At 72.6% G+C, this 23983-nt stretch carries 21 protein-coding genes; 6 read left to right on the forward strand and 15 right to left on the reverse strand.

Translation table 11 applies throughout. The features are described from left to right. Window positions 1-38: 38 nt before the first annotated feature. Window positions 39-1037, forward strand: coding sequence for a hypothetical protein (locus tag ACX9I7_RS03310; protein ID WP_387571734.1), 999 nt, complete (start codon window positions 39-41; stop codon window positions 1035-1037). A gap of 64 nt (window positions 1038-1101) precedes the next feature. Here the strand turns inward: ACX9I7_RS03310 and ACX9I7_RS03315 are convergent, their stop codons facing one another. From ACX9I7_RS03315 to ACX9I7_RS03335, 5 genes are all read right to left on the reverse strand, one after another. Beyond that, entirely contained in the window at window positions 1102-3228 is a 2127-nt protein-coding gene (locus ACX9I7_RS03315; RefSeq protein WP_387571731.1) for a 3-hydroxyacyl-CoA dehydrogenase NAD-binding domain-containing protein, read from the reverse strand. Further along, complete coding sequence (locus ACX9I7_RS03320; RefSeq protein WP_358629493.1) at window positions 3225-4445, reverse strand: thiolase family protein; 1221 nt, start codon at window positions 4443-4445, stop codon at window positions 3225-3227. The genes ACX9I7_RS03315 and ACX9I7_RS03320 overlap by 4 nt, the downstream gene beginning before the upstream one ends. 226 nt (window positions 4446-4671) lie before the next feature. After that, window positions 4672-5949 (reverse strand): HRDC domain-containing protein, encoded by a 1278-nt coding sequence (locus ACX9I7_RS03325; RefSeq protein ID WP_387571728.1) that lies wholly within the window; start codon window positions 5947-5949, stop codon window positions 4672-4674. Window positions 5950-6030: 81 nt separating this feature from the next. Beyond that, window positions 6031-6690, reverse strand: coding sequence for a response regulator transcription factor (locus tag ACX9I7_RS03330; RefSeq protein ID WP_126916532.1), 660 nt, complete (start codon window positions 6688-6690; stop codon window positions 6031-6033). Window positions 6691-6974: 284 nt separating this feature from the next. Then, window positions 6975-7637, reverse strand: coding sequence for a DUF3000 domain-containing protein (locus ACX9I7_RS03335; RefSeq protein WP_387571725.1), 663 nt, complete (start codon window positions 7635-7637; stop codon window positions 6975-6977). Window positions 7638-7728: 91 nt separating this feature from the next. Between ACX9I7_RS03335 and hemE the strand changes: the two genes are divergently transcribed. Beyond that, on the forward strand, window positions 7729-8793 hold the full coding sequence (gene hemE / locus ACX9I7_RS03340; RefSeq protein ID WP_459386439.1) for a uroporphyrinogen decarboxylase: 1065 nt from the start codon (window positions 7729-7731) through the stop codon (window positions 8791-8793). 51 nt (window positions 8794-8844) lie between these two features. Here hemE and pcaG read toward each other — a convergent pair whose 3' ends face one another. The 3 genes from pcaG to ACX9I7_RS03355 form a co-directional block, all read right to left on the reverse strand. After that, on the reverse strand, window positions 8845-9393 hold the full coding sequence (gene pcaG, locus ACX9I7_RS03345) for a protocatechuate 3,4-dioxygenase subunit alpha (RefSeq protein WP_387571720.1): 549 nt from the start codon (window positions 9391-9393) through the stop codon (window positions 8845-8847). Next, window positions 9393-10103, reverse strand: coding sequence for a protocatechuate 3,4-dioxygenase subunit beta (pcaH, locus tag ACX9I7_RS03350; RefSeq protein ID WP_387571717.1), 711 nt, complete (start codon window positions 10101-10103; stop codon window positions 9393-9395). The genes pcaG and pcaH overlap by 1 nt, the downstream gene beginning before the upstream one ends. Before the next feature lie 65 nt (window positions 10104-10168). After that, complete coding sequence (locus tag ACX9I7_RS03355; RefSeq protein ID WP_459386440.1) at window positions 10169-11362, reverse strand: thiolase family protein; 1194 nt, start codon at window positions 11360-11362, stop codon at window positions 10169-10171. Between the two features lie 145 nt (window positions 11363-11507). Here ACX9I7_RS03355 and hemG point away from each other — a divergent pair, with 145 nt between their 5' ends. Next, a complete protein-coding gene (gene hemG / locus ACX9I7_RS03360) occupies window positions 11508-12965 on the forward strand; it encodes a protoporphyrinogen oxidase (RefSeq protein WP_459386441.1) in 1458 nt (485 codons plus the stop codon). A gap of 4 nt (window positions 12966-12969) precedes the next feature. Continuing rightward, window positions 12970-13695, forward strand: coding sequence for a hydrogen peroxide-dependent heme synthase (gene hemQ, locus ACX9I7_RS03365; protein WP_189448874.1), 726 nt, complete (start codon window positions 12970-12972; stop codon window positions 13693-13695). Window positions 13696-13752: 57 nt separating this feature from the next. On the opposite strand, the gene ACX9I7_RS03370 is transcribed toward hemQ, so the two are convergent. The 3 genes from ACX9I7_RS03370 to ACX9I7_RS03380 form a co-directional block, all read right to left on the reverse strand. Then, window positions 13753-15318: an alpha/beta hydrolase gene (locus ACX9I7_RS03370; RefSeq protein ID WP_387572166.1), complete on the reverse strand. Its 1566-nt coding sequence runs from the start codon at window positions 15316-15318 to the stop codon at window positions 13753-13755. A 125-nt stretch (window positions 15319-15443) separates the two neighbouring features. Continuing rightward, window positions 15444-16481: a DUF1996 domain-containing protein gene (locus tag ACX9I7_RS03375; RefSeq protein WP_459386442.1), complete on the reverse strand. Its 1038-nt coding sequence runs from the start codon at window positions 16479-16481 to the stop codon at window positions 15444-15446. A gap of 6 nt (window positions 16482-16487) precedes the next feature. After that, window positions 16488-17360 carry a DUF4142 domain-containing protein gene (locus ACX9I7_RS03380; RefSeq protein ID WP_459386443.1) on the reverse strand — a complete coding sequence of 291 codons (873 nt, stop codon included), beginning with the start codon at window positions 17358-17360 and terminating at the stop codon, window positions 16488-16490. Window positions 17361-17731: 371 nt separating this feature from the next. On the opposite strand from ACX9I7_RS03380, the gene ACX9I7_RS03385 reads away from it, so the two are divergent. After that, the gene (locus tag ACX9I7_RS03385) at window positions 17732-18397 is read left to right on the forward strand and encodes a nuclease-related domain-containing protein (protein ID WP_387571703.1); all 666 of its coding nucleotides are present in this window, start codon (window positions 17732-17734) and stop codon (window positions 18395-18397) included. Between the two features lie 25 nt (window positions 18398-18422). Here ACX9I7_RS03385 and ACX9I7_RS03390 read toward each other — a convergent pair whose 3' ends face one another. Further along, the gene (locus tag ACX9I7_RS03390) at window positions 18423-18827 is read right to left on the reverse strand and encodes a BlaI/MecI/CopY family transcriptional regulator (RefSeq protein ID WP_387571700.1); all 405 of its coding nucleotides are present in this window, start codon (window positions 18825-18827) and stop codon (window positions 18423-18425) included. A 155-nt stretch (window positions 18828-18982) separates the two neighbouring features. Between ACX9I7_RS03390 and ACX9I7_RS03395 the strand changes: the two genes are divergently transcribed. Further along, entirely contained in the window at window positions 18983-21094 is a 2112-nt protein-coding gene (locus ACX9I7_RS03395; protein ID WP_459386444.1) for a transglycosylase domain-containing protein, read from the forward strand. A 61-nt stretch (window positions 21095-21155) separates the two neighbouring features. On the opposite strand, the gene ACX9I7_RS03400 is transcribed toward ACX9I7_RS03395, so the two are convergent. The 3 genes from ACX9I7_RS03400 to ACX9I7_RS03410 all read right to left on the reverse strand — a co-directional run bounded on the left by ACX9I7_RS03400 (window position 21156) and on the right by ACX9I7_RS03410 (window position 23780). Then, window positions 21156-22412: a polysaccharide deacetylase family protein gene (locus ACX9I7_RS03400; protein WP_387571694.1), complete on the reverse strand. Its 1257-nt coding sequence runs from the start codon at window positions 22410-22412 to the stop codon at window positions 21156-21158. Between the two features lie 160 nt (window positions 22413-22572). Continuing rightward, window positions 22573-22923: a helix-turn-helix domain-containing protein gene (locus tag ACX9I7_RS03405; protein WP_387571692.1), complete on the reverse strand. Its 351-nt coding sequence runs from the start codon at window positions 22921-22923 to the stop codon at window positions 22573-22575. 542 nt (window positions 22924-23465) lie between these two features. Continuing rightward, the gene (locus ACX9I7_RS03410) at window positions 23466-23780 is read right to left on the reverse strand and encodes an SCO5918 family protein (RefSeq protein WP_459386445.1); all 315 of its coding nucleotides are present in this window, start codon (window positions 23778-23780) and stop codon (window positions 23466-23468) included. Window positions 23781-23983 lie beyond the last annotated feature (203 nt).

A 23983-nucleotide genomic window follows, 5' to 3' on the forward strand; every position in this document is an offset into this window, starting at 1 on the left:
CGGCGGAGGAAGCGTTTCACCGGGGTATTTTTACCGCCATGAGGCTCAAGCCCGAAATCTCCCCGCTGTTGGCATCCGTGCTGCTCGGCACGCTGACGCTGACGGCGCTCACCGGGCTGACCGGCTGTGCCGACCTCTCGGGCCGCGCCCGCCCGGGCGCCGCCGGCGCCCCGGACACCGGGCCGTCGGCCGCGGCGGGCACGGTCGATCTCGGCGCGCGGATCACGGGCTTCACCGACGGCATCAACCAGAACGGGCACTACCGCGTCCCCGCCGCGAGCGACCGGCGGGCCGTCGCCGACGGCGTCCGCCTCCTCATCGACGGCGACCGCGCCGCCGCCGAACGGTCGCTGGCCGGGGCGGGCTACGCCCTGCGCACCCTCGCCGACCGCCAGGACGGCCGCCGCTACGCCGAGATCGCCGACGCCACCCGGGAAGGCGAGACCACCCGGGGCTGGGGCCGCGTCTACCTCGACCTCCAGGGGCCGGCGCGCTGGTCCGTACAGGTGCCGCACCCCAGCGCGGATCAGCGCACCGAACAGCTGGGCATCGGTTTGCTGCGGGGCGCGCCGGGTGGAGTGCTGATTCTCGCCGGCGCGCATCGCAACGCGGCCGATTCCGCCGATGGGGACGCCGCCGATGTCGCCCATCGCGCGGACTCCGTCTTCGCCGCCGTCGCGGCCGTGCTCGCCGACCGGCGGCTGCCGGCCGTGCAGGTGCACGGTTTCGCCGACGCCAGCCTTCCCGAGCACGACGTGGTCGTCTCGCCCGGCAAGGGCGATGCCGGCCTGCCGGCCGCGCGCCGGCTCTCGGCGGCGCTCGGTCGCGAGAACTTGAGGGTGTGCGAGGTGTGGCGGCGCTACTGCGGCCGCCTGGAGGGCCGGACGAACGTCGAGGGCGACCACGCGGACGCGGTGGGGGCGCCGTTCCTCCACGTCGAGCACAGTCGGACGGTGCGGTTCGATGACGGGCTCATGGGGGAAGCGGTGCGCGCGTTGACGGAGGTCGTCCGGCGATGGAGTGCGGGGCGGGCGTAGGGGGAGGTCCTCAAACGCCGGACGGGCTGGATAAATCCAGCCCGTCCGGTGGTGATGGGTAACGCTACGCGGGAACGCTCGCCACGCCCTGGGGCAGGAAGCGGCGGCCGATGACGCGCTCGGAGACGCCCTCGCGGTCCAGGTACGGCGTGACGCCGCCCAGGTGGAAGGGCCAGCCGGCGCCGGTGATCAGGCACAGGTCGATGTCCTGCGCCTCGGCGACGACGCCCTCGTCCAGCATCAGGCCGATCTCCTGGGCGATGGCGTCCAGGACGCGCGCCCGGACCTGCTCCTCCGTCAGGACGCTGTCGCCCTGCACGAGAAGGGCGGCGACCTCCGGGTCCAGCTCCGGCTTGCCGGAGTCGTAGACGTAGAAGCCGCGCTTGCCGGCCTTGACCACGGCGGCCAGGTTCGGCGAGACCTTGAAGCGGTCGGGGAAGGCGGCGGCCAGCGTCTCGGAGACGTGGAGACCGATCGCCGGGCCGACCAGCTCCAGCAGCACCAGCGGCGACATCGGCAGACCGAGCGGCTCGACGGCCTTCTCCGCCACCGCGACCGGCGTGCCCTCGTCGATGACGTTCTGGATCTCGCCCATGAAGCGGACCAGGATGCGGTTGACGACGAACGCCGGGGCGTCCTTCACCAGCACCGCGGTCTTCTTCAGCTTCTTGGCGACACCGAACGCCGTGGCCAGGGCCGCGTCGTCGGTCCGCTCGCCGCGCACGATCTCCAGCAGCGGAAGGATCGCGACGGGGTTGAAGAAGTGGAAGCCGACGACCCGCTCGGGGTGCTTCAGCTTCGACGCCATCTCGGTGACCGAGAGGGAGGAGGTGTTGGTCGCCAGGATCGTGTGCTCGGGCACGACCGCCTCGAGCTCGGCGAACACCTGCTGCTTGACGCCCATCTCCTCGAAGACGGCCTCGATGACGAAGTCCGCGTCGCCGAAGGCGGCGGCCTTGTCCAGCGAGCCGGTCACCGAGGCCTTCAGGCGGTTGGCCTTGTCCTGGTTGACGCGGCCCTTGAGGAGCAGCTTGTCGATCTCGCCGTGGACGTAGGCGACACCCTTGTCCACGCGCTCCTGGTCGATGTCGGTCAGGACGACCGGCACCTCCAGGCGGCGGAGGAACAGCAGCGCCAGCTGGGACGCCATCAGACCGGCGCCCACGACACCGACCTTGTTGACCGGGCGCGCGAGCGACCGGTCCGGGGCGCCGACGGGGCGCTTGCCGCGCTTCTGCACCAGGTTGAAGGCGTAGATGCCGCTGCGCAGCTCGCCGCCCATGATCAGGTCCGCGAGGGCCTGGTCCTCGGCGTCGAAGCCCTGGCGCAGGTCGCCGTTCTTGGCGGCGGCCATGATCTCCAGCGCCCGGTAGGCGGCCGGGGCCGCGCCGTGCACCTTGGAGTCGGCGAAGGCGCGACCGCGCTCGATGGCCTGGTCCCAGGCCTCGCCGCGGTCGACCTCGGGCCGGACGACCTCGGTCTCGCCCTTCAGCACCGAGGCCGTCCACAGGAGCGACTGCTCCAGGAAGTCCGCGCCGTCGAAGAGGGCGTCCGCGATGCCCAGGTCGAAGACCTGCTTGCCGCGCAGCTGCTTGTTCTGGTTCAGCGAGTTCTCGATGATGACCGAGACCGCGCGGTCCGCGCCGATGAGGTTCGGCAGCAGGGCGCAGCCGCCCCAGCCGGGCACCAGGCCGAGGAAGACCTCGGGGAGCGAGAAGGCCGGGATCGCCTTGGACACCGTGCGGTAGGTGCAGTGGAGACCGACCTCGACGCCGCCGCCCATCGCGGCGCCGTTGTAGTACGCGAAGGTCGGCACGGCCAGCGACGAGAGCCGCTTGAAGACGTCGTGGCCGCCCTTGCCGATGGCCAGGGCCTCCTCGTGCTTCTTCAGCAGCTCGACGCCCTTGAGGTCGGCGCCGACGGCGAAGATGAACGGCTTGCCGGTGATGCCGGCGCCGACGATCTCACCGGCCTTCGCCTCCGCCTCGACCTGGTCGATCGCCTTGTCGAGGTTGGCGAGGGACTGCGGGCCGAAGGTGGTCGGCTTGGTGTGGTCCAGGCCGTTGTCCAGCGTGATGAGCGCGAAGCGCCCCGCGCCGGGGAGGTCGAGGTGGCGCACGTGCGCCTGGGTCACGACCTCGTCGGGGAACAGCTCGGCCGCGCCCTTCAGGAGCTCAGTGGTGGTGCTCACTTGTCGCCTCCGTCGAAGTGCGGGTTCTCCCAGATGACCGTTCCGCCCATGCCGAAGCCCACGCACATCGACGTGATGCCGTAGCGGACGTGCGGCTGCTCCTCGAACTGGCGGGCCAGCTGAGTCATCAGCCGGACGCCGGAGGAGGCCAGCGGGTGGCCGAACGCGATGGCGCCGCCGTACTGGTTGACGCGCGGGTCGTCGTCGGCGATGCCGTAGTGGTCCAGGAGCGAGAGCACCTGGACGGCGAAGGCCTCGTTGATCTCGAACAGGCCGATGTCACCGATCGTCAGACCGGCCTTGGCCAGGGCCTTCTCGGTGGCCGGGACCGGGCCGATGCCCATGACCTCGGGCTCCACACCGGCGAAGGCGTAGGAGACCAGACGCATCTTGACCGGCAGGCCCAGCTCGCGCGCCACGTCCTCGGCGGCGATCAGCGAGGCGGTGGCGCCGTCGTTGAGACCGGCGGCGTTGCCCGCGGTGACGCGGCCGTGCGGACGGAACGGGGTCTTCAGGCCGGCCAGGTTCGCCAGCGTGGTGCCCGGGCGCATCGGCTCGTCGGCGGTGGCCAGGCCCCAGCCCGTCTCGCCGCCCTCGGGGGACGTGCGGCGGACGGAGATCGGCACCAGGTCGGCCTGGATCTTGCCGTCGGCGTACGCCTTGGCGGCCTTCTCCTGGCTGCGCACCGCGTACTCGTCGGCCCGCTGCTTGGTGATGTGCGGCAGGCGGTCGTGGAGGTTCTCCGCCGTCATGCCCATGAAGAGGGCCGACTCGTCGACCAGCTTCTCCGACACGAAGCGGGGGTTGGGGTCGACGCCCTCGCCCATGGGGTGACGGCCCATGTGCTCGACGCCGCCGGCGAGGGCGATGTCGTAGGCACCGAGGGCGACACCGCCGGAGACCGAGGTCACGGCGGTCATCGCGCCGGCGCACATACGGTCGATGGAGTAGCCCGGCACGGACTGCGGGAGGCCCGCGAGGATGCCGGCCGTACGACCGAGCGTCAGCCCCTGGTCGCCGATCTGCGTGGTCGCGGCGATGGCGACCTCGTCGATGCGGGCGGGGTCGAGGTCCGGGTTGCGGCGCAGCAGCTCCCGGATGCACTTGACGACCAGGTCGTCGGCGCGGGTCTCGTGGTAGATGCCCTTCGGGCCCGCCTTGCCGAACGGGGTGCGGACGCCGTCGACGAAGACGACGTCCCTAGCGGTACGAGGCACGTTGGCTCTCCTCCAGGTGCGGATCGCTGCGCGCGGGCATGCCGAGACGGCTCCGCCGCGGTGCGGGCTGACAACCGTCATGCTACTTGCGGGTAACCACGCTGCCCAGACCCCTGGGCGGGAGCGGCGAAGGTCACATTCCGTGCCGGGGCTCCGCCCCGGACCCTGGCCCGGAAACGCCGGAAGGGCTGGACGGATCCAGCCCTTCCGGAGGAGATGCGCGATGTCAGGCCGTGGCCTCCGTCAGCGCCTTCACCAGCGCCGGTGTCACCTGCTCCACCTGCCAGGCACGGGCGCCGTGGGCCGTGAGGATCTCGGCGACGGAGTCCACCGTGGGGTGCTTCGGCGGCTCCCAGCACAGCCGGCGCACCGTGTCCGGGGTGATCAGGTTCTCCTGCGGCATGGTGAGCCGCTCGGCGATCTCGGACACCGCGGTGCGCGCCGCGGCCAGCCGGGCCGCGGCCAGCGGGTCCTTGTCCGCCCAGGCGCGCGGCGGGGGCGGGCCGGTCAGCGCCTGACCGGGCTGCGGGAGCTCGGCGTCCGGGATGGCCTTGGCCCGGTCGATCGCGGACTGCCACTGCTCGAGCTGCTTGCGGCTCATCCGGTGCCCGAAGCCGGGCAGCGCGGCGAGCGCGTGGGCGTTGGGCGGGATGTTGAGCGCGGCCTCGATGATCGCGCCGTCGCCGAGCACCTTGCCGGGGGAGACGTCGCGCCGCTGGGCCACGTTGTCGCGCGTGGTCCACAGCTCGCGCACCACGGCCATCTGCCGGCGGCGGCGGACCTTGTGCATCCCGGACGTGCGCCGCCAGGGGTCCTTGCGCGGCGGCGGGGGCGGGGCGGAGGCGATGGCGTCGAACTCCTCCTGGGCCCACTCGAGCTTGCCCTGCCGGGACAGCTCCTCCTCCAGGGCGTCGCGGAGGTCGACGAGCAGTTCCACGTCCAGCGCGGCGTAGCGCAGCCAGGGCTCGGGCAGCGGGCGGGTGGACCAGTCGACGGCGGAGTGGCCCTTCTCCAGGGCGTACCCGAGGACGTTCTCGACCATCGCGCCGAGCCCGACGCGGGCGAAGCCGGCGAGCCGGCCCGCCAGCTCGGTGTCGAAGAGCCGGGCCGGGGTCATCCCTATCTCGCGCAGGCACGGGAGGTCCTGGGTGGCGGCGTGCAGCACCCATTCGGCGTCGCCGATGGCCTCGCCGAGGGCGGACAGGTCGGGGCAGCCGACCGGGTCGATCAGCGCCGTGCCGGCGCCCTCGCGGCGCAGCTGGACGAGGTAGGCGCGCTGGCCGTAGCGGTAGCCGGAGGCCCGCTCGGCGTCCACGGCGACGGGCCCGGTGCCCGCGGCGAAGGCCGCGACGACCCGGGCCAGGGCGTCGGCGTCGGCGACGACCGGGGGCATGCCTTCGCGTGGCTCCAGCAAGGGGATCGGCGCCGAATCGACGTCGTCCGGGGGGCCGCCCCCGGTGGTTCGCAGTGTCGTGTCTTCTGCGGTCTCTTGGGCGTCGGTCACTGGTCAAGGGTATCTGTGTATGGCAAGCGCCCGTCGCCGGAACGTTCCGGCGACGGGCGCTGCGGGGATTTCGCGGGGCGCTCAGTGGATGATGCCGGTGCGCAGCGCCACGGCCACCATTCCGGCCCGGTCCCCGGTGCCGAGCTTGCGGGCGATCCGGGCGAGGTGGCTCTTGACGGTGAGCGCCGAGAGCCCCATCGAGACGCCGATGGCCTTGTTGGACTGGCCCTCCGCAACCAGCCGCAGCACCTCCACCTCGCGTCCGGACAGTTCGCGGTAGCCACCGGGGTGGCCGGGGGCGCCGGGGGGCCGGCGCTGCATCCGGGCGGCGGCGGAGCCGATGGGGGCGGCCCCGGGGCGGCCGGGGATGCCGAGGTTCGTACGGGTGCCGGTGACGACATAGCCTTTGACGCCGCCCGCGAGGGCGTTGCGCACGGCGCCGATGTCGTCGGCGGCGGACAGGGCCAGACCGTTGGGCCAGCCGGCGGCGCGGGTCTCGGAGAGCAGGGTCAGGCCGGATCCGTCCGGCAGGTGGACGTCGGCCACGCAGATGTCGCGTGGGTTGCCGATCCGGGGGCGGGCCTCCGCGATGGACGAGGCCTCGATCACGTCGCGCACGCCCAGCGCCCACAGATGGCGGGTGACGGTCGAGCGGACCCGGGGGTCGGCGACGACGACCATGGCCGTCGGTTTGTTCGGGCGGTAGGCGAGGCTAGCGGGTTGCTCGAGGAGAACGGACACCAGGCCTCCAGTGGGGGGAGTGGCGGGACGGGTGCCGACTTTGGGGATAAGCCGGGGCGATCCGTATGGGAAGGGTCACAAGGTCCTTCGGCAATGAAAGGGCCCGGCTTTAGGGAATGATCACGAATTGGTGAGTAACAATTCGGGCAATTGAGACGATTGCCCGATCGATTCGACTGCTTCCCCGGCCCGAATCATGACCGGATCACCCACCACCCTTGACCGGAAACCGCCGGTCAAGGGTGGTTTCGACAGAAGGCGACCGCTTATTGCCGACGTCCGGGTCAGCGGCTGCTGTGCGGCCCCCGCCGCTGCGGCAGCGTCACGATCCCCGCCTCGGGCGCGCCCCCCGGCGGCAGCCCCGCGATCTGGCACAGCAGGTCGCACCACGCCGACAGATGCGCCGCCGTGTCCGGCACCCCCCGCTCGGCACCCGCAGGAACCTTCGCGGGGGCCGGCGACCACGACGCCCGGATCTCGATCCGCGTCGACGGCTCCCGCTCCCGCAACCCCCCGAAGTAGTGGGAGCCGGCGCGCGTCACCGTGCCGCTGATCGCCGCGTACGGCACCCGGCGCGCCTCCAGCGCCCCCGTCAGCCAGGACCAGCACACCTCCGGCAGCAGCGGGTCCGCCGCCATCTCCGGCTCCAGCTCCGCGTGCACCAGCGTCACCAGCCGGAACGTGCCGCCCCAGGCGTCGTGTCCCGCCGGGTCGTGCAGCAGGATCAGCCGCCCGTCCGCCAGCTCCTGGTCGTCCACGACGACCGCCGCCTCCAGCGCGTACGAGTACGGGGCGAGCCGCTGGGGCGGCGGTGTCGCGTCCAGCTCGATCTCGGGCCGCAGGCGTACCCCCTGCAACCCCGCGACCGCCTGCCGGAAGACGGACGGGGTGCCCTCCCCATCCGCGTCGTCCGGACCGTCCGAGAGGTGTCCCTGCGCCGCAGCCATGCCCGGAAGACTAGGCGGAAGGACGCGCTGTTCCGGGTAGGGACACCCACACGGGCGGGTCACTCGTTCGGCCCGTGCGAAGATTTGGGGCATGAGCGAGCGCAGCGAGCAGCAGACCGGCCGCACCGCGGCACACGATTCGGCGTTCCTGAAGGCGTGCCGCCGTGAGCCCGTGCCCCACACCCCCGTGTGGTTCATGCGGCAGGCGGGCCGCTCGCTCCCCGAGTACCGCAAGGTGCGCGAGGGCATCCCCATGCTCGAGTCCTGCATGCGGCCCGAGCTCGTCACCGAGATCACCCTGCAGCCCGTGCGCCGCCACGGCGTCGACGCCGCGATCTTCTTCAGCGACATCGTGGTGCCGCTCAAGGCCATCGGCGTCGACCTCGACATCAAGCCCGGCGTCGGCCCGGTCGTCGCCGAGCCCGTCCGCACCCGCGCCGACCTGGAGCGGCTGCGCGCCCTGGACCCCTCCGACGTCCCCTACGTCACCGAGGCCATCGGCATGCTCACCGCCGAGCTGGGCACCACGCCCCTCATCGGCTTCGCCGGCGCGCCCTTCACCCTGGCCAGCTACCTCATCGAGGGCGGCCCGTCGCGGACGTACGAGAACACCAAGGCCATGATGTACGGCGACCCGCAGCTGTGGGCCGACCTCGTCGACCGCCTCGCCGTCATCACCGCCGCCTTCCTGCGCGTCCAGATCGAGGCCGGCGCGAGCGCGATCCAGCTCTTCGACTCCTGGGCGGGCGCCCTCGCCCCCGCCGACTACCGGCGCTACGTCATGCCCGCCTCCCGCAAGGTCTTCGACGCCGTCGCCGGCTACGGCGTGCCGCGCATCCACTTCGGCGTGGGCACGGGCGAGCTGCTCGGCCTGATGGGCGAGGCCGGCGCGGACGTCGTCGGCGTCGACTGGCGCGTCCCGCTGGACGAGGCCGCGCGACGGGTGGGCCCCGGCAAGGCGCTCCAGGGCAACCTGGACCCGACGGTGCTCTTCGCTCCGCGCGAGGCGGTCGAGGCGAAGACGGACGAGGTGCTGGCCGCGGCGCGGGGCCTTGAGGGCCATGTCTTCAACCTCGGGCACGGCGTCATGCCCACGACGGACCCGGACGCGCTGACGCGCGTGGTCGAGTACGTGCACGAGCGCACGGCACGCTAGCCGCGCTCCGCGCGCGCAGCCGCGTCCGGGGGTCCGGGGGCTTGCCCCCGGTTACGGGAAGGGGCGGGTAGGGGAAAGAAACACCGTCTCCCCCTCCCCCCGCAGCCGCACGTCGAAGCGGTACGTGCGATGCCCGCCCGGGTCGGGTGCGGCCAGCAGCGTGTCCCGCCGCCCTGGCGGCAGCGCCGCCAACAGCGGGTCTCCGGCCGGCAGCCGGAAGTACACCCGCGTGAACAGGTGCCGCGACAGCCCCCGTACGAACACGCACAGTGCCAGATACGGCGCCCCCTCCGGCGGCGGCAGCGTGCGCAGCGCGTAGTGGCCGTCGCCGCCCGTCGGTACGCGGGCGAAGCCCGTGAAGCGCGCCCCGTCGCGGCGGAGGCTGCCGGGGGAACCGGTGAGGGAGCCGTCCGGGGCGGCCTGCCAGAACTCCAGGAGCGCGTCCGCCACCGGAACCCCCTCGCCGTCGAGGACCCGGCCGTGGACGGTGATCGCGTCGGGGTGGCCGGCGGGGGCCGCGTCGGGGCCGCCCGGGAAGGGCAGGGCCGTGCCGTAGTAGGGCCCGATCGTCTGGGACGGCGTGGCGTGCGACGACGACATCAGTGGCGGCCCTCCCCGGACGGGACGGCGGCGGGCCCGTCCAGGACGATGTCCCAGCGGTAGCCGAGCGTGGACGCCGCCGCGTCGTTCAGCCCGGGGTCGTAGGCGGCGACCAGCCGTCGCCGGGCGGCGGGGTCGGTGACGGCGTGCCAGACGCCGTCGTGGGCGAGGAGCGGGTCGCCGGGGAAGTACATCTGGGTGACCAGTCGCTGGGTGAAGGCCGTGCCGAAGAGCGAGAAGTGGATGTGCGGCGGACGCCAGACGTTCGCGTCCGGGAAGACCGGATAGGCGCCGGGCCGGATCGTGGTGAAGCGGTAGCGGCCCTCGTCGTCGGTCAGGCAGCGGCCGGTGCCGGTGAAGTTCGGGTCGAGCGGCGCCGGGTGGCGGTCGAGCCGGTGGGTGTAGCGGCCGGCGGCGTTGGCCTGCCACACCTCCACCAGCTGACCCCGCACGGGGCGCCCCCGGCCGTCCACGACCCGGCCGGAGACCGTGATGCGCTCGCCGATCGGCTCACCGGGGTGCTGCCGCGTCAGATCGGCGTCCAGCGGGCTCACGTCGGCCGCGCCGAACACGGGACCGGTCAGCTCGACGGCGCCCGGGGAGAGCGCGAGCGGAACGAGCGGCTGCCGGGGATGGCGTTCGGCGGGGCCCAGATAGGGCTCGGGGGCAGGTGTCGTCGTCTCTTCGCGTAACGCTTCGGGCGCTGCCATGGCCATGGCCTACCCCGGTCCGGCGGCGGTGATCCACGCGTCCCCGCCGGACCGGCGATTGTCGGTCAGCGTTCGAGGACCAGCGCCTGCCCCTGGCCGACCCCGACGCACAGCGCCGCCACCCCCGTCCCCGAACCCGCCGCCGCGAGGGCGTGGGCCACCGAGCCCGTCAGCCGGGCGCCCGAGCAGCCCAGCGGGTGGCCGAGGGCGATCGCCCCGCCGCGCCGGTTGACGACGGCGGGGTCCAGCTCCGGCCACTCCGCGAGGCACCCCAGCGCCTGGGCGGCGAACGCCTCGTTCAGCTCGAAGTCCGTCACGTCCGCGAACGTGCGGCCCGCCTTGGCCAGCGCCCGCCGCACCGCCTCGACGGGACCGAGGCCGTAGAGGTCCGGCTCGATACCGGTGACCGCCGTCGCCCGGATCCGCGCCAGCGGTTCGCGGCCGGTCTCCCGCAGCCCCTCCTCGTCGCAGAGCAGCAGCGCCGCCGCGCCGTCGTTGAGCGGTGAGGAGTTGCCCGCGGTGACCGTGCCCCCGGACTTCCGGAAGGCGGGCTTCAGCGCGGCGAGCGCCTCCGCCGAGGTGCTGTCGCGGATCGACTCGTCCCGGGCGAGGGCCACCCCCTCCAGGGGCACGGCCTCGGCGTCGTAGCGGCCCTCCTGCCACGCCGCTGCCGCCTTGCGGTGGCTGGCGAGCGCGAAGGCGTCCTGTTCCTCGCGGGTGACGCCGTGCTTCTCGGCGATCAGCTCCGCGCCCTCGCCGAGGGAGACCGTCCACCGCGGCGGCATGGCCGGGTTGGTCATCCGCCAGCCCAGCGTCGTCGAGTACAGCTCCTGGTGGCCGGCCGGGAACGCCCGCTCCGGCTTGGGCAGCACCCAGGGGGCGCGGCTCATCGACTCCACCCCGCCCGCGATCATCACGGACGCGTCGCCCAGGGCGACGGCCCGGTACGCCTGGACGACGGCCTCCATGCCGGAGGCGCACAGCCGGTTGACGGTCGCGCCGGGCACGGAGACGGGCAGCCCGGCGAGCAGGACCGCCATCCGGGCCACGTTGCGGTTCTCCTCGCCCGCGCCGTTGGCGTTGCCGAGCACCACGTCGTCGACCCGGGCCGGGTCCAGCTCGGGGGACCGGTCCACCAGGGCGCGCACGACGTGCGCGGCCAGGTCGTCGGGGCGTACCGGGGCGAGGGCGCCGCCGTACTTCCCGACCGGGGTGCGGACGGCGTCGACGATGTACACATCCCGGATGCGGTCGTTCATGGGGTCTCCGTAAACGTTCGTGGCGGGTGGGACGGTCGTTGTTCCGCGCGAGTCTCGGCGCGGTCCCGGTCGCTGTCAATGGTGGGCCGACCGGCCCGGACGGGGTGCCGACCGGCCCGGCAGGGCGGTTTGAGACAGTGGGGGCATGAGCGCAGCGCACACCCCTTCGCGGCATGTGGTGGTCATCGGCGGCGGCGTCTCCGGCCTGGCGGCGGCCCTGCGGCTGCTGGAGGGCGGGGCGCGCGTGACGGTCCTGGAGGCCTCCGGGCGCGTCGGCGGGAAACTGCTCGTGGGCGAGATCGCGGGCGCGCCCGTGGACCTGGGCGCCGAGTCGGTGCTCGCGCGCCGCCCCGAGGCCGTGGACCTGGCCCGCGCGGCCGGTCTCGGCGACCGGCTGGCGCCGCCCTCCGCGACCGCGTCGCTGTGGACCCGTGGCGAGCTGCGGCCCCTGCCCAAGGGCCACATGATGGGCGTCCCCGGCGACCTCGCCGAGGTGGCCGCCTCCGGCGTCCTGTCCGCCGAGGGCCTGGCCCGGGTCGCGAAGGACGAGGAGCTGCCGCCCTCCGAGCTCGGCGAGGACGTCGCCATCGGCGCCTACGTCGCCGAGCGGATGGGCCGCGAGGTCGTCGACCGGCTGGTCGAGCCGCTGCTCGGCGGCGTCTACGCGGGCGACGCCTACCGCATCTCGCTGCGGACCGCCGTCCCCCAGCTCTTCGAGGCGGCCCGCGCGCACGGCACCCTGACCGAGGCCGTACGGGCGCTCCAGGCGCGGGCGGCCGCCGCGCCGCAGCAGTCGGGGCCGGTCTTCATGGGCATCGAGGGCGGCATCGGCCTGCTGCCGGGCGCCGTCGCGGAGACGGTGCGGGCGAAGGGCGGCACGGTCCGCACCGGCGCGCCCGTCGTGGAGGTCGGGCGCTCCGGGGACGGCTGGCGGGTCGAGCTGGCGGACGAGGTCCTGGCGGCGGACGGTGTCGTCGTCGCCACCCCCGCGTCCGACGCGGCCCGGATCATCGCCGTCGCGGCGCGGGCCGGGGGCGCCGACGCCGCCGTGGCGGAGCTCGCCGGCATCGAGTACGCCTCCATGGCGCTGGTCACCATGGCCTTCCGCCGCTCCGACGTGGCGGGGCTGCTGCGCGGCAGCGGTTTCCTCGTGCCGCCCGTCGACGGCCGCAAGATCAAGGCGTCCACGTTCTCCAGCAACAAGTGGCGCTGGAACGCCGACGCCGCCCCGGACCTCTTCGTGCTGCGTACCTCGATCGGGCGGTTCGGCGACGAGGAGGATCTGAAGCGCGAGGATTCCGAGCTGGTATCGATGTCGCTCAAGGACCTCGGCGACGCCGTCGGCCTGGCGGCGGCACCGGTCAAGACCCGGGTGACCCGCTGGCACGGCGGGCTGCCGCAGTACCCGGTGGGCCATCTGACCCGGGTCGCCCGCATCCGCGAGCACGTCTCCCGCCTGCCCGGCCTGCGGGTCTGCGGGGCCGCCTACGACGGCGTGGGCATCCCCGCCTGTATCGCGAGCGGCCGCCGGGCCGCCGACGAGGTCCTGGCGGCCCTCACGCCGACCCTGACGGAAGCCGCCGGCGGCGACGGGGGAGAATAGGGACATGACTGACGCCTCTGACGCCCCTGTGAAGATGCCGAACGCCGGCAAGAAGGCCAAGGACCTCAACGAGGTCATCCGCTACACGCTCTGGTCGGTGTTCAAGCTGCGCGACGTGCTGCCGCAGGACCGCGCCGGCTGGGCCGAGGAGGTCGAGGAGCTCTTCGCCCAGCTGGCGGAGAAGGACGTCACGGTGCGCGGCACCTACGACCTGTCGGGTCTGCGGGCCGACGCCGACGTGATGATCTGGTGGCACTCCGAGACCTCGGACGCCCTGCAGGACGCCTACAACCTCTTCCGCCGCACCCGCCTGGGCCGCGCGCTGGAGCCGGTCTGGTCGAACATGGCGCTGCACCGCCCCGCCGAGTTCAACAAGTCGCACATCCCGGCGTTCCTCGCCGACGAGACGCCGCGCGACTACGTCAGCGTCTACCCGTTCGTGCGCTCCTACGACTGGTACCTGCTGCCCGACGAGGACCGCCGTCGCATGCTCGCCGACCACGGCAAGATGGCGCGCGGCTACCCCGACGTCCGGGCCAACACGGTCGCCTCGTTCTCGCTGGGCGACTACGAGTGGATCCTCGCCTTCGAGGCGAACGACCTGTACCGCATCGTCGACCTGATGCGTCACCTGCGGGCGTCCGAGGCGCGGATGCACGTGCGCGAGGAGGTCCCGTTCTACACGGGCCGTCGCAAGGCCGTGGCCGACCTGGTGGCCGGGCTCGCCTGAACCCGATGACGAAGGCCGGGCCCGCCGTCCGACGGCGGGCCCGGCCTTCGTCGTGCGTCACGTCGTGGCGCGCGGCTCCGGGCGCGGCGCGCAGTAGACGCGGCGCGCGGGGACCTCGCCGGTCAGCAGGTACGTCTCCAGGTAGCGGTTGACGCAGGTGTTGGGCCCGCCGCCGATGCCGTGGGTGCCCGCGTCCCGCTCCGTGACCAGGGACGAGCCCGGGAGCCGCTTCTGGAGCTCCAGCGCGCCCTTGTACGGGGTCGCCGCGTCCCGTTCGGCGGCCAGCAGCAGCGTGGGCGGCAGACCGGACTTCCGGCCGAGCCTGACGTCGAGCGGCTTCTGCCGTGGCTCCTGCCAGTAGGCGCACGGCAGGTTCATGAAGGCGTTGCTCCACGTCTCGAACGGCGCCCGCTGGGCGAGCTTGGTGTTGTCGCGGTCCCACACCTCCCAGGAGCGCGGCCAGGGTGTGTCGTTGCACTCGACGGCCGTGTAGACGGCGTTCTCGTTCTCGGCCGCCCGCGCGCCCGCCTCGCCGCCGCCGGCCACCGCGAGCAGCGGGCTCTCGTCGCCCTGGAGGTACGCGGAGAGGACCCGCGCGGCCTGCGCCCAGAAGCTGTCGGTGTAGCCGGCCTTGAGGAAGACGCCCTGGAGCTGGCCGGGTCCGACCCGGCCGCCGGCGGCCCGGCGGGTCAGCGCGCGGACCGCCTTCTCGTAGGAGGCCAGCACCTCCTGGGGGGTGCGTCCCAGGTGGTAGACGGCGTGGTGCCGGGCGGCCCAGCGGCGCCAGTCGGCCCAGCGGCGGTCGAAGGCGGCGGACTGCTCCAGGTTGTTGTCGTACCAGACCTTGCGGGGGTCGGGGTTGACGACGCTGTCGAAGACCATGCGGCGGACGTGCGTGGGGAAGAGCGTGGCGTACAGGGCGCCGAAGTAGGTGCCGTAGGAGGCGCCGACGTACGTCAGCTTCCGCTCGCCGAGCGCGGCCCGCAGGACGTCGAGGTCCCGGGCGTTGTTGAGGCTGGTGAAGTGGCGCAGGTCGGCGCCGTTGCGCCGGGCGCACCCCTGGGCGTAGGCCTTGGCCTTCTTGAGCTGCTCCTTCTTGTACGCCTCGGTGGGGTGCTCGGGCGCCTGGGTGGGGCCCTTGCCGAAGCCCGCCGGGCTCACGCAGGACAGCGGCGCGGAGCGGCCGACGCCGCGCGGGGCGTAGCCGACCAGGTCGTACTCCTCGGCGACGTTCCGCCACTGGGGGAGGCGGGTCAGCAGCGGGTAGAACATGCCGTTGCCGCCGGGGCCCCCGGGGTTGAAGACGATGGCGCCCTGCCGGTCCTCCTCCCGGCCGAGGGCCCGGGCGCGGCTGACGGTGAGGTTGATCTGCTTGCCGCCCGGGTGGGCGTAGTCCAGGGGCACGGTCACAGTGCCGCACTCGATGGGGGCGGGGAGGCCCTCCGAGGCGGGGCAGTCGTCGAAGTCGACGCCCCGGGCGGCGGCCAGCTTGGCCGCCTGGGCCACACCGCGCGCCTCGGCCCGCCCGTCCGGGGCATGGGCATGGGCCGGGGCGGAGGGGAGGCCGGTGAGCCCTGTGAGGACCAGGGATCCGAGGGTTCCGTACAGGGCTGCTGCTCTCAGTGGCACTGGCGCTATCCCTTCATATGTAATGCGGCAAAAGGGATAATTAGGCCAGCAGTTGACGAAGTAAAGCACCGGGGTGCGATGTCGGGTGCGATGCGCCCGAAGAGAGGCCGGAGCGGGGCTCAGCCGCAGCGCCGCCCCTCGTTGACGCAGCGCACGACGGTCGCCATCAGCGCGGCGGGCATGACGTTCGCGAAGTCGGCGTGGTCGGTGACGGGCTCGCGGAGCTGCTCGGGGAAGCTGTCCACGGCGAAGGACGGGTCCTTGGGGACGCGGTAGGTCAGTTCCATGCGCAGTTGCGGCACGGGCGTGAGGCCGCGCCCGCAGCGGCCCGTGGCGGCGTCGGGGAAGACCAGGTGCGCCCGGTGCCCCGCCGAGTCGGTGTGCCGGCCGTCCCAGCAGCTCGGGAAGTCCAGCAGCCGTACGACCGCGCTGCCGCGCGGGCAGAGCGGGTACTTGTCGGCGAGGTGCCGGTCGGCGAAACCGGTGCAGCTCCAGCGGGCACGGGCGTCCTTGGCGCCGTTGGTGAAGGCCTTCGCGTCACCGGTGATCGCGCGCAGCCCTTCCGGCATGGCGGAGACCTTCGCCGCGGGGCTGCCGCGGAAGGTGAGGGTCACGCTGTCGGGGGTCAGGACGCGGCCTTCTGCCTCCTTCTCGTCGGAGGCGCCGGACTCGTCGGAGTCGCCGGTGAGGCGCAGGACGGGCCAGAAGTACGCCGACTTGTCGCCCCGGGCGCAGGTGGTGCCGGCCGCGCGCAGCGAGGTGTCGGTGGAGAAGGCGTCGGTGGAGAGGTTGCCGACGTAGTCGTGGAGGTGGTGGGCGCCGTTGCGCACGCCCGGCGTGACGATGAAGTTGTCGGGGTTGCGGTGGCCGTTCTCGTTGCGGCCGCAGCGGGCGGTGAAGGTCCCGGTGGAGGCGGAGGGCTGGTTCCGGGGCGGGCGCGCGTCGGGGCGGGCGCGGCGGATGTCGGCGAAGTCGGCGGGGGAGGGGCCGCCGTGGCCGTGATTGTCAGTGGGGTCTGTCACTCTGGGTGACGGACTCGGATGGGCGGAGGCGCTGCCGGTGACGGTGGCGAACGTGCCCGCCGAGCCGATTAACGCGAGCAGGGCGAGAAGGATCAGGTGCCGGGCGCCGAGGCGGCGCCGGTGAGCGGCGGTCATGGCGGCTCAGTTCCCTTCGGAGGGTGAGGGGGACGCGGGGGAGGAGGTCTGTGGTGACGAGGTCTGTGGTGAGGGGCTCTGTGATGAGGGGCTCTGTGGTGAGGGAGCGGGCGACGGCGCCTCGGGCGAGGGCGGGGAGACCGACACGGACGGGGTCACGGCGGACGGCGTCGCGGCGGGCGGGGGCGGACCGGTGAGGGCGGCCCCCGGAGGCGCCGGCGGGGACGGGGCCGCGGGCGCCGGCGACCCCAGCCCCGCCGAGAGGGCGTCGAAGTCGACGAGACCGGTGTCCTCCAGCACCTTCATGTGGTCCAGGACGGTCGCGTTGGCGTCCTCGGCCAGCTCGCGCACGGCCGCGTTGCGGGTCGCCGCGCGGATCCGCCCGACCAGCGCGAAGACCCGGCCGTGCGCGAGCCGCAGGACGCCCACGAACTCGCGGTCGTACGCGGCGCCGTGCGCGGCGTCCAGCCGCGACAGCCAGCCGCGCTGCTCGGCGGAGGGCTGGCTGGGCAGATCGAGGCCCAGCCGCGCGGCCACGTCGCGGACGTGCCGGTCGAGCGAGGTGTGGCCCTCCACGAGATGCTCGCCCGCCCGTTTCACGGCCGCCGTGCCGCCCCGCTCCACGGCCTGCTGGCCGGCGGGCAGCTCCCAGAGCCCGGCCTGGCGGACCCGTGCGACGAAGTCGCGGTCGGCCGCCGACAGCGGCCCGAAGCGGGTGGACACCGAGCCCGCCGTGAGATCGGCGGCGCCCGTGCCCGGGCCCGCGCGGTCGCGGTACGACCAGAGGGGGAAGAGCAGCGCGGCGGCCGTCGCCACCAGAGCGGTGACGACGAGACCGGTGCCGGTGAGGGAACGTACGGCGCCTTTCGGGGATCGCATGGCACCTCCTTGTGCGGCACCGCACGTTAGGGGCCCGGCGCTGATCGCCAAGGGGATTCCGGGCGGCCGCACCGGCGGGCGGGCCCCGGAACCCCCGGCCGACCTGCGGCTCCACCGCTCCGCAGAAATCCGGTGGGGGGTTGTGTGCCGCGTCACTTCCGGGGCGAGGGCCCACGAGGAGCCGGCCGTCGCCGATAAGGTGCGCGCTTCCGCCGCCGGCCCGGGCATGGACGAGGCCCCGCGGTCGGGGGGATGCCGCGGGGCCTCTACCGGTTCAACGGGCGTCCGATTGGGTTGGTTCCCGCGCTTCTGCGGCAGTATGGCGGGTGGGGGTGATGGGCGTGCGCGAGCGGCCGGAAGCGAAGAGGAGCGTGAACGGAAAGGCTTACGACCCCGAGAGGCTTTTCCTCCCACCCGACGACGACCTCGCCCCGAACCGGCCCGGGGAGACCCTGCGCGCCCGGCTCGACGGGTCCCGGACCGGCCGCGTGGCGCTGATGCTCGCCCGGCTGCTCGGCCGGCGGCCCGTGGAGGACGCCTGGCGCCGGGAGCTGGCCGTCCAGCAGCTCGTCGGGTCGGCGCTGGAGCTGCTGACGGCCGGAGGCTGGGAGGTCGTCCACTCGATCGTCCTGCCGGGGGACGCCGTGATCCCCCATCTGCTGATCGGGCCCGGAGGGGTCTTCTGCGTCGCCCCCGAGCCCGCCCACGGGGCACGGCTCACGGTGGACGGCACCGCCGTCCGCTACGCGGGGGAGCGCCACCCCCGGCCGTACGTCCGGCGGATCCGGCACAGCGCGGCCCGGTCCTCGCTCGTGCTCTCACGCGGCTGCGGCTTCCCGGTGCGGGCACGGCCCGTCCTGGTGCTGGTCGGCGCGGCCGAGATCGAGGTCGAGACGGCCGAGCCGCCGGCGGACGTACGGGTGCTGCGGGAGGGGGACGTACCGGGGCTCGGCGGGCTGGGCGGCGTGCTGCGCCCGGAGCGGGTGGACCGGATCCACACGGTGGCGCGCAACCGGCGCGTCTGGCTCGGGGCCTGACCGGAGCCGCCCTCTTCCGGAAGGGTCAGCGGGGCCGGGGGATGCCGGTGAGGAGCTGCCGCAGCAGCTCCGCGTCCTCGGGGGCCAGGCCGTCGGCGAAGCGGGTCAGCACGACCTCGCGGTCGGGGCGCCCCTCGAGCACCTTGTGCATCCGGCGGGCGGCGAGCCCGGCCTCGTCGGTGAGGGGCGCGTAGGCGTAGGCGCGGCCGCGCGGGGTGCGGGTGAGGACGTCCTTGACGAGCAGCCGGGAGAGGATCGTGACCACCGTGCTGTAGGTCAGCTCGCCCGGGAGGGTGGCCTGGACCTCGCGGGGGGTCAGCGGGGCGCCCGCCCGCTGCAGCGCGGCGAGGACCTCGCCCTCCAGCGCGCCGCTGGCACGGCGCCGGTCCCGGCGCACGGCGACAGCGGGTGCGGCTGCGGCTGCTTCCATCTCTTCCGACGTTCCTTCCGCTGTGCCACGCCATGACCTGTACACATGACCTCTACAGGAGTGTAAAGGACTCGGCGAACTCTGCGTAACCTAACGGATCTTCAGATTCCGGGTATGGCAGACTCCCGGTAATCGAGCGACAGAGTCAAAGACGGATGTTCGGGCAAGGGTGGGGCACAGCGGTGAGTGAACGGCACAGCAGGGCACGTGCCCGCAAACCCCTCGCTTCCGTACGCGGCCGTCGCGGGCAGCGGGCCCGCTCCCGCCGGGGCGCCACCGGCGCCGGCGGTGCCCTGGGCTTCCTCGGCGCCCTCGGCGCCCGCCTGGCCCGGCTGCGGCCCGCCTACCCCCGCCCGGGCCGGAAGGGCGCGCGCCGCTGGATACCCTCGTGGCGCCAGACCCTCGGCCTGTTCGGCTGCCTCTTCGGCACCCTCGCCGCCACCGTGGCGGTCCTCTACGCCACCACCGACATCCCCACCGACCTCAACGCCTTCGCCACCCAGCAGGACAACGTCTACTACTGGGCCGACGGCAGCGAGATGGCCCGCACCGGGGCCGTGAACCGCCAGGACACCGCCCTGGACAAGGTCCCGGAGAAGGTGCGCTGGGCCGCCCTCGCCGCCGAGAACGAGACCTTCTACACCGACAGCGGCGTCTCCGTCAGCGGTATGACCCGCGCCGTCACCAGGATGATCGGCGGCGGGGACACCCAGGGCGGCTCCACCATCACCCAGCAGTACGTGAAGAACGCCTACCTCAACCAGCGGCAGACCTTCACGCGCAAGCTCACCGAGATGTTCATCGCCATCAAGCTCGACAACAAGATGAGCAAGTCGGACATCCTCCAGGGCTACCTCAACACCAGCTGGTACGGGCGCGGCAGCTACGGTATCCAACGCGCCGCCCACGCCTACTACGGCAAGGACGTCTCGGAGCTCACCCCCAGCGAGGGCGCCTTCCTGGCCGCCCTCCTCAAGGGCGCCGGCCTCTACGACCCCTCGCTCGGCCCCAAGAACCACGAGCGGGCCGTGGAGCGCTGGAAGTGGATCCTCGACCGCATGGTCACCATCGGCAAGCTCTCGCCGCAGGAACGGGCCACGTACACGACCTTCCCCGAGCCCAAGGCCCCGCCCAAGCCGGCCGGGCTCACCGGGCAGACCGGCTATCTCGTGGACACCGCCCACGCCTACGTCCTCGCCCACACCGACGTCTCCGACAAGGACTTCGACCTCGGCGGCTACCAGATCCACACCACCTTCGAGAAGCCCAAGGTCGACGGCCTGGCCAAGGCCGTCGTCGACGCCACCCGGGGTCTCGACCCCGACAAGCGGGAAGCCGACCGGGACGTACGGATCGGCGCCGCCTCCGTCATGGCCGACGGACGGATCGTCGCTCTCTACGGCGGGCCGGACTACCTCAAGCAAGGCTTCAACGACGCGAACTCCACCGTCGTCCCGGCGGGCACGGCCTTCGCCCCGTTCGTCTACGCCTCGGCCCTGACCAACGGCATCCAGCGCGAGCGCGGCGGCCCCCGGATACCCGTCACCCCCGCCACCGTCTACGACGGCGACGACAAGATCGCGATACGGACGCCCGAGGGTCCCTACTGGGACCGCTCCGGGAAGATCGTCAAGGGGCGCAACGAGGGCGGCAAGTCCTGGGGGAAGATCACGCTGCGGGAGGCGGTCGCCCAGTCCGTCAACTCCTCCGTCATGCAGCTCGGCATGGACGTCGGCCTGGACAAGGTCGGCCGCACGGCCGTCCAGTGTGGGATCCTGGAGGACAGCCTCGGCCCGCAGGTGCCCGCCTTCTCCCTCGGCACCACCCGGCCCAGCGCCATCCGCATGGCCGCCGCCTACGCCACCTTCGCGGCCAAGGGCATGAACGCCGAGCCGTACTCCGTCACGGAGGTCAGCCGCAACGGCGACCCCGTGCCTGTGGAGAAGTCCGTCGCCGTGCGCGCGCTGTCCGCGAGCGTCGCCGGCGCGGTGGACGACGCCCTGCGCGCCGGTGTGCAGAACGGGCACGGGGTCGCGGCCAAGACCGTCGGGGCGGGCACGGCGGCCACCGCCGGAACCGGCCCGGACAACAAGTCCGCGTGGTTCGCCGGCTACCGGGGCACGGTGGCGACGGCTGTCTCGCTCTCCCGCATCGACCCCAAGTCGCAGGAGCTGCTGCCGCTGGACGGGCTGGGCGGCACGGCGAAGACCGTCCAGGGGAGCGCGTACCCGGGGGACATCTGGACGCGCTTCATGACCAAGCGCTGAGCGCTCCGCAGTTCCCCGCGCCCCTTGCGGGCGCTCCCTTGCGGGTGCTCCCTGGCGGGGCCTACTTCAGGAACGTCTTCCAGTCCGGCGCCTGTGCCGGGTCCAGGCCGCGCAGCTTCGCCAGCACCTTGGGGTCCTGGGCGTCCAGCCAGTCGGCCAGCTGCTTGAAGGAGACGCAGCGCACCCCGTCCTTCTTGCACACCGACTTCATGACGTCCTCCACGGCCTTCATATAGATGCCGTCGTTCCAGTCCTCGAAGTGGTTGCCTATGAAGAGGGGCGCGCGGCTGCCGTTGTAGACCCGGTTGAAGCCGTTCAGATAGCCGTCGCGGGTCAGCTTCCGCCACTCCGCGTACTTCGCCGGATCGCCCTTGGTGTTGTCGCCGGACTGGTTGTAGAGGAAGTTGAAGTCCATGGAGAGGACCTGTTTTTCGCTCTTGGGGTACGGGAGCAGCTGGAGCGGGAAATTCCAGATGTCGTTCACCTTGGACGGCCACAGCTGGAAGTCGCCGGGCGAGCTGGCGTCGTAGCGCCAGTTGAACTCCTTCGCCGCCGTCAGCAGGTTCTTCTGCCCCTCCAGGCAGGGCGCGCGGCCGCCCACCAGCTCCTTCTTGTAGTCGAAGGGCAGCGGGGGCAGGTCCTTGTAGCCGGTGTTCGTCTTCCAGTTCTCCACGAAGGAATACGACTGCTCGATCTCGCTCTTCCACTCCGCCGGGCTCCAGTCGCCACCGCCCTTGGTGCCGCAGAAATGCCCGTTGAAGTGGGTGCCTATCTCATTGCCGTCCAGCCAGGCGCCGCGCACCTGGTTCAGGGTGTCCCGGATGTGCTGGTCGGTCGCGAAGGATATCGCCGCGTCGCCCGGCTTGTGCTGCGGCGGCTTGTACAGGGTCGCCTTGGATTTCGGCAGCAGATACATGGCGGTCAGGAAGAACGTCATGTGCGCGTCGTTCTCCTTGGCGACCTGCCGGAAATGGGAGAACAGGTGGTCGTCGCCCTCCAGGGCGCCGTCCCAGGAGAAGACGACGAACTGCGGGGGCTGCTCGCCGGGCTTCAGCTTCTCGGGCTTGGCCACCTTCGGCTGCGGGCCCGTGAAGGACGTCGAGCCGTCCCCGAGGACCTTGACCTTGCCGTCCCAGGGCTCCTCTTCCTGCTTCTTGCCATCACCGGACGCGCCCGCCCCGCCGGCCCGCTCGGCGGACGACGAGGCGTTGCCCTTGCGGCCCTCGCCCCCGTCGCCCTGCGCCAGCACGGCGACCAGCGCCGCCACCACGCATATGGAGCCCAGCGCCGTCGGACCGTAGACGGATCTCTTCGACAACGCCGTACTCCCTGGTGCCGCTATACATGTTCAGGCGGCCAGTATCACAGGCGCGTGTGACGGTTCCACGGCAAGGGGTGGTCCGCGACGGCCGCGCGCGAAACGGGCGTGATCCCGGTGAGTGCGGGAGCGTGCGGGCGGACCGCCCGCGCCCGGGTGATCAGCTCGGACCGGGACCGAAACCGTCGGACGCCTTCTTCGCGGCACGGCGGTACTCGGCGTTGATGCGCTGAGCTTCCTCGAGTTGGTCCTCAAGGATGACGATGCGGCAAGCGGCCTCGATCGGGGTTCCTCTGTCGACGAGCTCGCGGGCGCGGGCGGCGATCCGCAGCTGGTAGCGGGAGTACCGGCGATGGCCACCTTCCGAGCGCAGCGGAGTGATCAGACGAGCCTCGCCGATGGCTCGGAGGAAGGCAGGGGTCGTGCCGAGCATTTCGGCGGCCCGGCCCATGGTGTATGCGGGGTAGTCATCGTCGTCCAGGCGATCGCTGAGTGGAATGTCTGCTGTCATGTCACCTCGTTGTGCAACGCGTCGAGGGGCCCTGGTGCCGTACGGCACCAGGGCCCCGAAGGAAATTCAACACCATCTGTCGGCCCTCATGCTGTGCCGACCTTCTGTTTCCGCTACCCGGTCCCCGAGGGGGAGGGGTGCGGGGATCGCGGTTGCGTGACCGGGGACCACCATCCAATCGGGGGTCTTGCGGTACCCGGGCCGGGAGCTTCCCGGGCCGGGCGATCCTGATGGCGTCTGCTCCTCCGTCCTTCCTCCGAACCAACCACTGGGTGAACAGGTACTGCGGTACTACGACTGCTACCCGCCAGTTCATGTCTGCCGGGTCTCGCTCGACCGTGTCGACGAGAAAAGGCTAACCACGCTGGGGGTGAATGTCTACTCCGGCAAGAGCAGATTTTTGGGTTCGTAGCGCATAGGAATCCTTTGGCCAGCGGTCATGGGCGCGAGCCGCCGCGGCGGCGAAACGGCGGTGAGGGCCCTGCCGACGCGCGTCGGCAGGGCCCTCACCGGGTCTCTGGTGGCGGTTTCCCGCCTGTCCCTCACACCTCCGGGGAGACGATGCCTCCGAGCAGTGCCGACGCGGTGTGGAGCGGAGTGGGCACGCCCACCGGCGCGGTCTCGGGGTACTCGTGGCAGGTGAAGCCGAGGCGGGTCATGGCCCGGACGACCTCGCCGCTGGTGAAGTCGCGGCGGTCCTGTCGGGTGATGACCTGGCCCACTTGCTTGACCGGGTAGCGGTGGCGGCCGATGGTCACGGACTCACCTGTGACGGGCTCGGGTGCGACGCCCTTCATCGAGGCGAGCACTCCGTCCTTGGTCAGATCGAACGGGTACCGGGCGATGACACAGCGCATGATGCCTCACAACGAAGAAGCGGTGGAGAAGGGCGACGGGCTGACCGGGCGACCGCGACGGGTATGGGCACGCTGCATGCGGAACCTTTCCCGGCGAGGCACGTGACAAAGAATTCCCGACGCGGATGGGCGCGCAGAGAATCTCGAGGGACGAGCCGAATGCGAAGCAGGTCGAGTCGGGGCGGCGGGAAATGCGTCACCGG

Source organism: Streptomyces sp. L500, from assembly GCF_054551825.1.